Source organism: Streptomyces sp. NPDC003456 (genome assembly GCF_042878735.1).
Classification (GTDB): Bacteria; Actinomycetota; Actinomycetes; order Streptomycetales; family Streptomycetaceae; genus Streptomyces.
Genome location: NZ_JBIAOK010000004.1, coordinates 553,323 through 565,813 on the forward strand (window position 1 = coordinate 553,323; position 12,491 = coordinate 565,813).

The following is a 12,491-nucleotide window of genomic DNA, read 5'->3' on the forward strand; positions in this document are numbered from 1 at the left end:
CTCCCGCCGTACAGCCCGCCGATCAGTCCGCCGAAACAACCGTTCCACCGGGGGAGTTGGAAGCACCCGTGACCACCTGGACCGACCACAACGCCGACCGTCCCATCTCGCTCACCGCCCCGAGCGGCATCGACCGGGCCGCCCACCACCGGCTCGACGAGGCCTGGCTCGCGGCGGCGTGGAGCCACCCCTCCACGCGCTGTTTCGTGGTCTCCGGCGGCCAGGTCCTCATCGACGAGACGGCGGACGGGCGTACCGAACTCGTCATGACCCCCTCCTTCGAGGCCCCCCTCACCGAGGCGCACCGCTATTTCCTCGGCATCGACGAGGACGGCGTCAGCTACTTCGCGCTGCAGAAGGACGCCCTGCCCGGGCGCATGGACCAGTCGGCGCGCCCGGCGGGCCTGCGCGAGGCGGGCCTGCTGCTGTCGGCCCGGGACATCGGCCTGATGGTGCACGCCGTGGGCCTGGAGAACTGGCAGCGCACCCACCGCTTCTGCTCCCGCTGCGGCGAGCGCACCGTCATCGCCGCGGCCGGCCACATCCGCCGCTGCCCGGCCTGCGGCGCCGAGCACTACCCGCGCACCGACCCGGCCGTGATCATGGCCGTGACCGACGAGGACGACCGCATCCTGCTCGGCCGCCAGGTGCACTGGCCCGAAGGCCGCTTCTCGACGCTCGCCGGTTTCGTCGAGCCCGGAGAGTCGATCGAGCAGTCGGTGCGCCGCGAGGTCCAGGAGGAGGTCGGCATCACCGTCGGCCACGTCGAGTACGTCGCCAGCCAGCCCTGGCCCTTCCCGTCCAGCCTCATGCTGGGCTTCCTGGCGCGCGCCACCTCGACGGAGATCGACGTCGACGGCGACGAGATCCACGAGGCCCGCTGGTTCTCCCGCGACGAACTGCGCGCCGCCTTCGAGTCGGGCGAGGTCCTGCCGCCCTACGGCATCTCGATCGCCGCCCGCCTGATCGAGCTCTGGTACGGCAAGCCGCTGACGACGAGGACGGCCGCCTGACGGGGCTCCGGCACGAAACACGAGAAGGCGGCTCCTGAGCACTCAGGAGCCGCCTTCCTCGTATGCGCGTGCGGTTACGCGCCGATCTTCTGCTTGACCTGGGCCAGCGAAGGGTTGGTCAGGGTGGAGCCGTCAGGGAACAGCACGGTGGGAACCGTCTGGTTTCCGCCGTTCGCCTTCTCCACGAACGCGGCGGACTCCGGGTCCTGCTCGATGTTGATCTCGTCGTACGCGATGCCCTCGCGGTCCATCTGGCTCTTCAGCCGGCGGCAGTAGCCGCACCACGTGGTGCTGTACATCGTCACAGTGCCCGGCATGTCGCTCGTGCTCCTTCGGTGACTCGGGGACGGGTTCGCAGTGGGGGGAACGTATGTGAAACGTCCACCATTCCCGCTGCCCCGCCGGCCCCGCTTCCCACCGGCTCCCCGGCTGCCCGCGTCTGTGACGCCTGTCGCACGGGTCGGCCTGATGCCCGTCGCACCGGTCGGTCGTGATGCCCGTTGCACCCGTCGACGTGATGCCTGTCGCATCAGTACGACTATCGGTGCGTGCCTGTGGACAACCTGCGCAGCCGCCTCCCGCGACCTGGCAGCATGGCCGTGTGACAGCAGCAACGCACTCCCCCCTCTTCCCGCGGGTACCGGACTCGGCCGACGCGGTGCTCGAAGGGCTCGACCCGGAGCAGCGCGAGGTGGCCACCGCCCTGCACGGTCCGGTGTGCGTCCTGGCGGGCGCCGGTACGGGCAAGACCCGGGCGATCACCCATCGCATCGCCTACGGCGTGCGCGCCGGCATCCTGCACCCCTCCAGCGTGCTCGCCGTCACCTTCACCAACCGTGCCGCGGGGGAGATGCGCGGCCGGCTGCGCCAGCTGGGCGCCGAGGGCGTCCAGGCCCGCACCTTCCACTCGGCGGCGCTGCGTCAGCTCCAGTACTTCTGGCCGAAAGCCGTCGGTGGCTCCATGCCGCGGCTCGTCGACCGCAAGATCCAGCTCGTCGCCGACGCGGCCGCCGCCTGCCGCATCCGGCTGGACCGGGGCGAGCTGCGGGACGTCACCGCCGAGATCGAGTGGTCGAAGGTCACCCAGACCGTCCCCGCCGACTACGCGCCCGCCGCGGCCAAGGCCGGTCGTGAGACCCCCCGCGACCCGGCCGAGATCGCCCAGCTCTACGCCGCCTACGAGGACGTCAAGCGCGAGCGCGCCGTCATCGACTTCGAGGACGTCCTGCTGCTGACCGTGGCCGTCCTGCAGGACCGGCACGACATCGCCGAACAGGTCCGCGCCCAGTACCAGCACTTCGTGGTCGACGAGTACCAGGACGTCAGCCCCCTGCAGCAGCGCCTGCTCGAACTGTGGCTGGGCGACCGGGACGACCTCTGCGTGGTCGGCGACGCCAGCCAGACCATCTACTCCTTCACCGGCGCGACCCCCGATCACCTGCTGGACTTCCGCACCCGCCACCCCGGGGCGACGGTCGTCAAGCTGGTCCGCGACTACCGCTCCACGCCCCAGGTCGTCCACCTCGCCAACGGCCTTCTCGCCCAGGCCCGGGGCCGGGCCGCCGACCACCGCCTGGAACTGGTCTCGCAGCGCGGCTCCGGCCCCGAGCCCGTCTACACCGAGTACACCGACGAGCCGGCCGAAGCCGAAGGCGCCGCCCGCCGCATCCGCGAGCTCATCGCATCGGGTGTCCCGGCCGCCGAGATCGCCGTCCTGTTCCGCACGAACGCGCAGTCCGAGACCTACGAGCAGGCGCTCGCCGATGCCGGGGTGCCCTATCAGCTGCGCGGCGCCGAGCGGTTCTTCGACCGCCCGGAGGTGCGCAAGGCGGGCGTCGCCCTGCGCGGCGCGGCCCGCTTCGGCGGCAACGACTCCCTGCTGGACGACGTCGTCGACCTGCCCTCCCAGGTCCGCGCGGTGCTGTCGGGCGAGGGCTGGACCCCGCAGCCGCCGGCCGGCTCCGGCGCCGTGCGCGAACGCTGGGAGTCGCTGGCCGCCCTGGTGAACCTCGCCCACGACTTCGCCGCCGCCCGGCCCGGCGCCACCCTCGCGGACCTCGTCGCCGAGCTCGACGAACGCGCCAACGCCCAGCACGCCCCCACGGTGCAGGGCGTCACCCTGGCCTCCCTGCACTCCGCCAAGGGCCTGGAATGGGACGTGGTGTTCCTCGTCGGTGTCGCCGAGGGCATGATGCCGATCACCTACGCGAAGACCGACGAGCAGATCGAGGAAGAGCGCCGTCTGCTCTACGTCGGCGTCACCCGCGCCCGGGAGCGCCTCCACGTCTCCTGGTCGCTCTCCCGCTCACCCGGCGGCCGGCCGAACCGCCGCCCGAGCCGCTTCCTCGACGGACTGCGCCCCGGCTCCACGGCCACCACGGGGCGCTCCGCCGCGGGCGGAGCGGGCGGAATCGAGCGCGGCATCCCCGGAACCAGGGGCTCCGCCCCGAGACGCACGCGCCGCGTCCCCGCGCGCTGCCGGGTCTGCGGCCGCACCCTGACCGACGCCGGCGAGATGAAGCTGATGCGCTGCGACGGCTGCCCCTCCGACATGAACGAGGGCCTCTACGAGCGGCTGCGCGAATGGCGCGCGGACCAGGCACGCACCAGTGGTCAGCCCGCCTTCTGCGTCTTCACCGACCGCACCCTGATGGCGATCGCGGAGACCGCCCCGGACGACGCTCACGAGCTGGCCCGCATCCCGGGCGTGGGCCAGCGCAAGCTCAACCGCTACGGGGCCGAGGTGCTGGCCATCTGCGCAGGCCAGTACGGGGCGCCGGACACCGATGAGGACTGACACGAACTCGTCGAAAAAATAGTTTGCGCATGCCCCAGCGATCCCCATAGGTTCTTAGGCACGAGAGCAGCGGCCTTCTCGAAGGCCCTGACTCCGTGTTGTACTTGCATATCCGCAGGACTGGTCCGTCCAGTCCCCCGAGACGCCGAGAGGAGGCGAGTCCAGTGATCAGCATCAACACCAGCTCCTTCAGCACCGTGAAAATGACCGATCGCTCGGCCGTCTCCACGTGCATGCTCGGCGTCTCCAACCTGGGCACCGGTCTGTCCGGCATTCCTGCCGCCGTTCCGGCTGCCTTCTCCCTTGCTCCCGCGGCCCTTCCTGTCCGCGAGCGCAATGAGCGACCGACCAAGGCACTGGAAGCAGCAGTAGTGGCACAGGCGCAGGCCTATGCCTTTGCGGCGGCCGGTGCCGGATTCCGGAAGCAGACGACGCAGCACCACCAGATGTGGGCCTTCCGTGGGCCAGAACCCTGGAGTGATCCAGCCTGATCGACGATCAGGCCGGCGCCTTCAGGGCCGCGGAACCCCATCCGGGATCCGCGGCCCTTCTGTTTGTCCCCGACCAGGGACGACAGACCGAAGGAGCCTCGGGACAAGAAAAGAACCCGGTACCAGCCGCCCCCGGCCAACAGGCCGGAACGACCAGACGAGGAAGACGAACCGTGCAACTCGAAGCGCACGCACCGTCCGTACCGCCTTCCGACACGATCCCCAAGCCCGGCTCCACGGAGGACTCCGCCTTGACCCCGCTCACCGCGCTCACCGCGCTCGACGACGCCATCGAGAACCTCGGCGTACCCGTCCCGTGCCGCTCCTACGACCCGGAGGTCTTCTTCGCCGAGTCGCCCGCGGACGTCGAGTACGCCAAGTCCCTCTGCCGTACCTGCCCGCTGGTCGAGGCCTGCCTCGCCGGTGCCAAGGAGCGGCGTGAGCCCTGGGGCGTCTGGGGTGGCGAGCTGTTCGTCCAGGGTGTCGTCGTCGCCCGGAAGCGGCCGCGTGGCCGCCCGCGCAAGAACCCGGTCACGGCATGAACACCGCAGGAACGATCGACCGCCCCCTCACGCACGACCCCCAGAAGCAGGCCCCGATGAAGCCGTCCACCGACGAGCCCGCAGGCTCCGCGACCCGCGATTTCACCACCACCGGCGCGAAGGACTCGCGTCAGAACAGGACCCGAGAGATGCAACTCATCCCAGAAGCCCTGGCCCGTGCGCATATGCACGAGCGCTTGCACGAGGCGGAGCAGGAACGCCGGGCCGTGCGCCTGGTGACCGCCCGCCGGATGCAGCGCAGGGCGGAGCGCGCCTCGCGGCGTGCCCGCCGGGCGCTCGCCATGGCGGTCATGCAGTGACCGGCCGCATCTGACGAAGCACAAGGCCTCCCGAGCCGGAGGCCGGGCTTTCCTCGCGGGGGCCGGTCCGCACCGACGGACCGGCCCCCGTGGCGTAGCGGCAGTGGGGCGCACGACGTCACCCCGGTGTCCGCAGCCGGTGTCGCGGCGTATCGTCGCCGCGTGGTCAGTTCGCATGGTCCTGGTGGGGCCGGTGACGACGGTGCGCCTGCCGTGCCGTCGCCGCCGGTGTGCGCCCGCTGCGGCGCGGCGGCGGACGCCGGGGCGCAGGGCCCGCCGCCGACCTGGACGTTCTCGGTGGAGCACGGCGTCGGCCGCCACTACTGCGACACCTGCTCCCGGGAGAACCTCAGGTCCATCGAAGGACGGCTGGACTCCGACTGGTGGTGAAGTCCGGGCCGGACCGCGGCGCGTCGCTCACGCCTGGGCGACCGACTCCTCACCGTCCGCCGGATCCTCCGGGAGGAACCCCGGCAGCCACTCCTCGAGTTCCTCGCGTAGCCGCACCGTCGACCCCAGCTGGCACAGCACGCCGATGGTGCTCAGCGTCACCCGGTGGATCAGCAGGTAGGACGGGGGCAGGTTGAGGCGCTTGCCGAGCTGGTAGGCGGGGGAGCGGGGATCGGCGACCCGGGCCGCCTGGCTGCGCATCCAGCCGCGGGTGAAGGTGAACTCCTCGACCTGGGCCGGTTCGATGATCGGCAGCAGGTAGTCGAGGACGGCGTCGGCCTCCAGCTCGATCGTCTCCTTGACGAACCCTTCCGCGCACAGCAGCTCGTAGACCGTCTCGGCCTCCCCGTCGAGGGTCAGCCGCAGGCACTCGCCGATGGTGACGGGCAGTCCGCCGGGCAGGCGGTCGACCGTGCCGAAGTCGAGCACGCCCAGGCGCCAGTCGTCCTCACCGTCGGGACCGCCGGGCAGGAGGCGGAAGTTTCCCGGGTGCGGATCGGCGTGCAGCAGGCCGGTGCGGGCGGGGCCGGAGAACAGGAAACGGGCCAGGAGCTGACCGGCCCGGTCACGTTGCTCCTGAGTGCCGTCCGAGATGATCTCCGACAGCGGGATGCCGTCGATCCACTCCGTGATCAGGACCTGTTCGGACTGATGCACCACCTGGGGCACCAGGACGTCCGGGTCGTCGACGAACTCGTCGGCGTGGGCCTGCTGGGCCTGCGCCTCCAGCCCGTAGTCCAGTTCCTCCGAGACGCGGTCCTTCAGCTCGGTGATCAGCGGCTTGATGTCCATGCCGGGGATCAGCGGGCCGAGGAGGCGGGAGAAGCGGCTCAGCTGGTTCAGGTCGGACAGCAGGGCTTCGCCCGCACCCGGGTACTGCACCTTGACCGCCACCTCGCGGCCGTCGTGCCACACCGCGCGGTGCACCTGGCCGATCGAGGCGGCCGCGGCCGGCTTGTCCTCGAACTCCAGGAACAGCTCCTGCCAGTCCTGCCCGAGCCGCTCGCGCAGCACCGTGTGCACGGTGCGGGTGGGCATCGGCGGCGCGGCTTCCTGGAGCTTGGTCAGAGCGGCCCGATAAGGCCCTGCCACCTCCTCCGGCAGGGCGGACTCGAAGACGGACAGGGCCTGCCCGAACTTCATCGCGCCGCCCTTGAGCTCGCCGAGCACCTTGAACAGCTGCTCGGCGGTGCGCTGCTGGAGCTCACGGCCGACGAGATCGGCGGACTCGCCGACGATCCGCTTGCCGAACCCCCAGGTCGCCCGCCCGGCGATGCCGAGCGGGAGCGCGGCGAGCTTGGCGGTCCGGGTGACCGCCTTCCGGGGAAGATCAGACATGCGCCCTCCAAGTCCCAGCCGACCGCTCCGCCGCTGCCTCACGGCACTGCGTCGGCGGCCGTTGCACAGCCATTGTCTCGTGCGGCTCCCCGTCCTCGGAAAGGTGCTCCTCGTTTCGTCTCGCCGTCGCCCCGCACGGACATGCAGCATGCGGGTAGACGGGCCGTGCGTGCCAGTGCAGCTCGGGAACCGAGACCTCCCAGCGTGCCCCGGCGCTCGACGGGAGCCGGCCGTCAAGGAAGGCGAGCGCGTGGGCGGCCGCGAGCCCGGCCACGGTGGTGGCCAGGGCCAGGTCGCACGGCCGCACCTGAGGCTGCCGGCCCGAACGCCACTGGGCGACGAGGCGGGGCCAGGTCGGGTCCCGGTCGGTGCGGCTGTGGTGCAGGCACTCGGCACAGCCGGTCTCTCCGGGCAGGACGAACGGTCCGACGACACCCGTTCCCTCCACGACACCGGCGTACAGATGAGGTGTCCCGGAGGACATGAGGGGCTCCGCGGCGGCAGGGTCCGGCGCATGCACGGCGACGTCGTCGCGAGGCGCGAGGACCACCAGTGAGAAGCCCGGGTCCCCCTCCGCGGGAGGCGACCCGGAAGCCGGTCGGCGCGGTGGCCGGTCCGGGGCGGCCCGTCGCGCGGCACGGCCGGCCGCCGCGTCCCTGCGGTCCCCGACCGACTCCGCGGCCAGCCCGCCCGGGGCGACGTCCCATGGCTCCACGCAGCCGCCGTCGAGCACCTCGACCCCGCCCACGCCGGCTCCGGACAGCAGTGAGGCGAGCACGGCACCCACCCGCCCCGCACCCCGCACCTGCACCCGCTGCGCGCGCCGGGCGGCCAGCCGGCCCATCGCCTCGCCGGGCCGGGAGGTCGTCAGGGAAAGGGTCGCCAGGTCCGGGCGCAGACGGTCGAGAACCTCCTTGTTCTGCCGCAGGGTGTCGGCGTCCGCCCCGCCGCCCCGGGCGTCGTCGAGCAGCCCGGCTTCGGCGAGGCCGCGCACCAGCCGGTCGACGTGGCCGTCGGGCAGGTCCATCCGACGGCCCTCCTCCCGCAGCAGCTCCATGCCCCGCGTGCCGTTCAGCAGGTCGAGGAAATACCCGGACGCCTGGTCCAATGGACCGAGCGTCATCGCGTGCGCCGGCGCCATGCCGAACTGCACGGTCTTGAGATCACGCCAACCGCGCCTGAGCGCGGGCTTCACCACCGGATGCATGACAACCCCCGTATGTCATAGTTCGTTATGTTTCGTTAGCGTTTCTCCCGCGTCCGGGACGTGTTCCGCCGGGACTCGGGCCGCTGGCTCGAGACCGTCATGAGGGCCGCCCCAGCGCTCGCCGACGCGATTCAGGATGCCCGCACCCCAAGATCCGCTGCCGAAAGTTGTCCACAGGCCAGGGGATTCGTCGTACAAATCCGGCGGCCGGTGGCGGTGTCGGCACGGAAGCGTCCCGCAGCCGGGACTTCCCCCGGCCCAGCGGGTACCGTCGGGGCGTGCCCGCCGACCCACTGCACCGCGCCGCGACCCCACAGCGCAGCACGACGAGCCAGCCGCCGAGCGGCTCCGGGGCGAGCGCGATCGAGGTCCGCCGGAGCACCCGCCGCCGCAGAACGGTCTCCGCGTACCGCGAGGGCGATCGCACCGTGGTGCTCATCCCCGCCCGGATGTCCGAGGCCGAGGAACAGCGCTGGGTCGACGTCATGCTCGCCAAACTGGCGGCCCAGGAGAGCAAGCGGTCCCTCGGCGACGCCGAGCTGGCCGAGCGGGCCCGGCGCCTGTCGGAGCAGTACTTCGCAGGGCGGGCCCGGCCCGCGACGGTGCGCTGGGTGACCAACCAGAACACCCGCTGGGGGTCCTGCACCCCGTCCGAGGGCAGCATCCGCCTGTCGCACCGGCTGCAGGGGATGCCCGAGTACGTCGTCGACTACGTCCTGCTGCACGAACTGGCCCATCTCCTCGTCCCCGGGCACGGCCCCCGCTTCTGGGCGCTGCTGGAGGCGTATCCGCGGACCGAACGCGCGCGGGGCTACCTCGAAGGCGTGGTCGCCGCCGGGCGGCTGCCCCACGTGCCCGGCGCCAGGGGCGAACCCGACACGGGTGAGTGACCGCTCACCGGGAGCGAGCAGCGGATACGGCCGGGCGCGGGTTCTGTACCGGGTCTGTACCGACCCCTACCGGTGTCCGGATTTGCCGTTAGCCTGGCGCGACGCACTCACAGTTCTGGATGGGGGACGGTCGTTACGCATGGCCAGGGAATTCCAACGCGGCCACAAGGCCAGGATCAGTGACCTCACCGCGGGCACGGATCTGTACGTAGGCGTGCAGATCTCCGGCCCCGGCCTGAGCTTCGACATCAGCTGCTTCGGTCTCGACGCCGACGAACGGCTCTCCGACGACCGGTACTTCGTCTTCTTCAACCAGCCGAAGTCCCCCGAGGAATCCATCCAGCTCCTGGGTGCCCAGGCGGGCGACACCGAGTCCTTCCGCGTCACGCTCGACCGGATCCCGCCGCAGATCCAGAAGCTGTCCTTCACGGCGACCATCGACGGCGCCGGACAGATGTCGCAGATCGCCGCCGGGTACATCCGGATCGTCGCGGGCGGCGAAGAGGTGGCCCGCTACTCCTTCAACGGCTCCGAGTTCTCCACCGAGCGGGCCGTGATGCTGGGTGACTTCTACCTCAAGGACGTGTGGCGGTTCGCCGCTGTCGGACAGGGCTTCGACGGCGGCCTCGAGGCACTGCTGAAGAACTTCGGCGGCGAGGTGGCCGAGGAGGAGACACCGGCTCCCGCCCCGCAGCAGCCGCAGTCCGGTGCCGCCCCCGGCTTCGCCCCGCCCGCGTTCGCCGCTCCGGCCGGACCGGCAGCCCCGCCGGCTCCCACGCCGGCCGCGCCTCCGGCTCCCGCCCCGGCCGCGCCTCCCGCTCCCGCGCCGCAGCCCGCCGCGCAGGGCTTCGCGCCCCCGCCGGGCGCCACGCCGCCCCCGGCGCCCGCGCCCCAGGTGCACGCCGCACCCACCATCGTCGCGCCCCTGCACACCCCGCCCGGCGGTTCGCCGGTGCCCCCGCCGACCGCGGCACCCCCGCCCTACGGCCAGCCCGGCCAGCCGGCCCCCTACGGCCAGCCCCCGGGCCAGACGCCCCCGCCGCCGCCCGGCTACGGCCAGCCCCCGGCCCCGCAGGCACCCCACGCCCCGGCCCCGCCCCCCGGCTACGGCCAGCCCACCCCGCCTCCGGGTCACGGGCAGCAGCAGCCGTACGGCCAGGCGCCCTACGGCGTCCCCCAGCAGGGCGTGCCTCAGCCCGGTGCCGCACAGGGGCCCGGCGTGGCCGCCGCGCTGCAGCAGTTCAAGGAGACGCCCACCGGCCAGCGCTGGACCCAGCAGAACAAGAAGCTGGTGCGCGTCGACCTCGGCGTCGGCGGGCAGCCCGTCCTGGCGCGCCAGGGCAGCATGGTGCTCTACCAGGGCAAGGTCGACTTCAGCTACAAGGGAGCCGGCTTCTCCGGCCGGATCGTCGGCAACGCCACCGGCCAGGAGATGCAGCTGATGCGCTGCACCGGCCAGGGGCAGGTCTTCCTCGCCGAGAACTCGACGATGCTGCACCCCATCGAGCTGCAGGGCGACGGCATCTGCGTCTCCGCCGAGAACGTCCTGGCGTTCGACGAGAGCCTGCAGTACGAGGTCCGCCGCATCGAGGGGCACGGCATCCCCGGCGGCGCGCTGTTCACGATGCAGTTCACCGGCACCGGCACGATCGTCGTCAAGACGCACGGCACACCCGTGGTGCTTCCGGTCACGCCCACCACGTTCGCCGACTGCAACGCCGTGGTCGCCTGGTCGGCCGCCTCCCAGGTGGTCGTCTCCAGCCAGGTGCGCATGCGCCGCAACGCCTACCCCGGCGACACCGGAGAGAGCGTGAACCTCCAGTTCCGGGGCGCCCCCGGCAACTTCATCGTCGTCCAGCCGTACGAGATCTGAGGGAGAGCCCGTCATGAACCAGCCGCTCGCGGGCTACGCTCCCGCACCCGTCACCGCCCGCATGGAGAACCACGGCAACCACATGCTGAAGGTCGCCATGCAGACAGGCAACGATCTCCTCGCGCGCGTGGGGTCGATGGTCGCCTACGAAGGGTTCGTCCAGTACGAGCCCAACCCGCCGGCCGTGCGCCAGGTCGCCAAGGACTGGCTCACCGGCGAGGGCGCCCCCCTGATGAAGTGCTCCGGTGACGGCCTGCTCTACCTGGCCGACTACGGGGCGAACGTCGTCGTCATCAACCTCAACGGCGACGGCATCTCCGTCAACGCCACCAATCTGCTGGCCTTCGACGCCCACCTGAACTGGGGCGTGGAGCGGGTCAAGGGCCTGGCGAAGTTCGCCGGCCAGGGCCTGTGGAACACCCGGATCTCCGGACAGGGCTGGGTCGCGCTGACCTCCCGGGGCAAGCCCATCGTCGTCGACTGCGGGGGCGGCGAGGACGAGACCTACGTCGACCCCGACGCGCTCGTCGCCTGGTCCCCGAACCTCAAGGTGAAGGGCAAGCGCAGCTTCCGGGCCCAGTCGCTGATCGGCCGCGGCAGCGGCGAGGCCTACCAGATGGCCTTCTCCGGTCAGGGCATCGTCGTCGTCCAGCCCAGCGAGGACAGCACCGACCGCCTCCGGTTCCGGGGCTGAGGGGGAGCAACACACCATGCAGAGCCCGATTTTCGCCTACAACGACCAGCAGACCCAGGAACGCTGGAGCCTGCAGAACAAGCAGATGCTGCGCGTCACCCTGGAGGGCCACGACGACATCCTGGCCCGCAAGGGGACCATGGTCGCCTACCAGGGGCTCGTCGAGTTCGACGCCGAGTTCCAGACGAACCAGCAGTCACGCGCGCGTGCGCAGACCGGGGAAGGGCTGGACCTGATGCGCTGCCACGGGCAGGGCACGGTCTACCTGGCCAACCTCAAGCAGCACGTGCACATCATGGAGGTGGACCAGGAGGGCCTGACCGTCGACAGCAGCTACGTGCTGGCGATGGGCTCCTCCCTGCACCACGAGGTCATCGCCGTGGACAGCCTCTACGGCATCGCCGGCTCCGGGAAGTACCAGCTCAACATCAGCGGCCGGGGCAAGGTCGCCCTGATGACCTCGGGCATGCCGCTGCTGATGCAGGTGACGCCCGACAAGTACGTCAACTGCGACGCCGACGCGATCGTCGCCTGGTCGACGAGTCTGCGGGTCCAGATGCAGGCACAGACGCATTCGTCCGGCGTGTGGCGGCGGCGCGGCAGCACCGGCGAGGGCTGGGAGCTCAGCTTCATGGGTTCCGGCTTCGCGCTGGTGCAGCCGAGTGAACTCCTGCCGCCGCAGAACGCGCAGATCGGCTCGGGCCTCGCCGCGCAGTACGGGATGGGCCAGCAGGGGGCACGGGGCCAGAACCAGGGCAACGTCTGGAGCTGAGTGCTCCGCAGGAGCGCCGATCGGGGGCCGGGGAGCCGCGCATCCCTGCCCTCGGGTGCGGGCCGTGGGCGGCTGGTCGCGCAGTTCCCCGCGCCCGGGAGAGG

Annotated in this window: 13 protein-coding genes; 10 read left to right on the plus strand and 3 right to left on the minus strand. The window is 71.7% G+C overall.

What is annotated here, in order from left to right:
- Positions 1-68: 68 nt before the first annotated feature.
- Positions 69-1,013, plus strand: a complete 945-nt coding sequence (nudC, locus tag ACFYWG_RS18645; RefSeq protein WP_389202284.1) for an NAD(+) diphosphatase — start codon at positions 69-71, stop codon at positions 1,011-1,013.
- A gap of 74 nt (positions 1,014-1,087) precedes the next feature.
- On the opposite strand, the gene ACFYWG_RS18650 is transcribed toward nudC, so the two are convergent.
- Positions 1,088-1,330 (minus strand): mycoredoxin, encoded by a 243-nt coding sequence (locus ACFYWG_RS18650; protein ID WP_333936850.1) that lies wholly within the window; start codon positions 1,328-1,330, stop codon positions 1,088-1,090.
- A gap of 176 nt (positions 1,331-1,506) precedes the next feature.
- On the opposite strand from ACFYWG_RS18650, the gene ACFYWG_RS18655 reads away from it, so the two are divergent.
- From ACFYWG_RS18655 to ACFYWG_RS18675, 5 genes are all read left to right on the plus strand, one after another.
- Positions 1,507-3,810 carry an ATP-dependent DNA helicase UvrD2 gene (locus tag ACFYWG_RS18655; RefSeq protein ID WP_383503657.1) on the plus strand — a complete coding sequence of 768 codons (2,304 nt, stop codon included), beginning with the start codon at positions 1,507-1,509 and terminating at the stop codon, positions 3,808-3,810.
- A 164-nt stretch (positions 3,811-3,974) separates the two neighbouring features.
- On the plus strand, positions 3,975-4,301 hold the full coding sequence (locus ACFYWG_RS18660; RefSeq protein ID WP_376332537.1) for a hypothetical protein: 327 nt from the start codon (positions 3,975-3,977) through the stop codon (positions 4,299-4,301).
- A 173-nt stretch (positions 4,302-4,474) separates the two neighbouring features.
- Positions 4,475-4,843, plus strand: a complete 369-nt coding sequence (locus ACFYWG_RS18665; protein ID WP_037766327.1) for a WhiB family transcriptional regulator — start codon at positions 4,475-4,477, stop codon at positions 4,841-4,843.
- On the plus strand, positions 4,840-5,163 hold the full coding sequence (locus ACFYWG_RS18670) for a hypothetical protein (protein ID WP_376332539.1): 324 nt from the start codon (positions 4,840-4,842) through the stop codon (positions 5,161-5,163). The genes ACFYWG_RS18665 and ACFYWG_RS18670 overlap by 4 nt, the downstream gene beginning before the upstream one ends.
- A 162-nt stretch (positions 5,164-5,325) precedes the next feature.
- Positions 5,326-5,553, plus strand: a complete 228-nt coding sequence (locus tag ACFYWG_RS18675) for a hypothetical protein (protein WP_389202288.1) — start codon at positions 5,326-5,328, stop codon at positions 5,551-5,553.
- Between the two features lie 27 nt (positions 5,554-5,580).
- On the opposite strand, the gene ACFYWG_RS18680 is transcribed toward ACFYWG_RS18675, so the two are convergent.
- Both ACFYWG_RS18680 and ACFYWG_RS18685 read right to left on the minus strand, forming a co-directional pair.
- A complete protein-coding gene (locus ACFYWG_RS18680) occupies positions 5,581-6,951 on the minus strand; it encodes an ABC1 kinase family protein (protein ID WP_383503639.1) in 1,371 nt (456 codons plus the stop codon).
- Positions 6,944-8,158: a TOMM precursor leader peptide-binding protein gene (locus ACFYWG_RS18685; protein WP_389202290.1), complete on the minus strand. Its 1,215-nt coding sequence runs from the start codon at positions 8,156-8,158 to the stop codon at positions 6,944-6,946. Before ACFYWG_RS18685 ends, ACFYWG_RS18680 begins: the two co-directional genes overlap by 8 nt.
- Before the next feature lie 278 nt (positions 8,159-8,436).
- Between ACFYWG_RS18685 and ACFYWG_RS18690 the strand changes: the two genes are divergently transcribed.
- The 4 genes from ACFYWG_RS18690 (at position 8,437) to ACFYWG_RS18705 (ending at position 12,387) form a co-directional block, all read left to right on the plus strand.
- Complete coding sequence (locus tag ACFYWG_RS18690) at positions 8,437-9,048, plus strand: M48 family metallopeptidase (protein ID WP_376332547.1); 612 nt, start codon at positions 8,437-8,439, stop codon at positions 9,046-9,048.
- A 139-nt stretch (positions 9,049-9,187) separates the two neighbouring features.
- Entirely contained in the window at positions 9,188-10,921 is a 1,734-nt protein-coding gene (locus tag ACFYWG_RS18695; protein ID WP_389202293.1) for a TerD family protein, read from the plus strand.
- A gap of 13 nt (positions 10,922-10,934) precedes the next feature.
- Positions 10,935-11,615 carry an AIM24 family protein gene (locus tag ACFYWG_RS18700; protein WP_376328789.1) on the plus strand — a complete coding sequence of 227 codons (681 nt, stop codon included), beginning with the start codon at positions 10,935-10,937 and terminating at the stop codon, positions 11,613-11,615.
- A 16-nt stretch (positions 11,616-11,631) separates the two neighbouring features.
- Positions 11,632-12,387 carry an AIM24 family protein gene (locus ACFYWG_RS18705; protein WP_389202295.1) on the plus strand — a complete coding sequence of 252 codons (756 nt, stop codon included), beginning with the start codon at positions 11,632-11,634 and terminating at the stop codon, positions 12,385-12,387.
- The last annotated feature ends 104 nt before the right edge of the window (positions 12,388-12,491 follow it).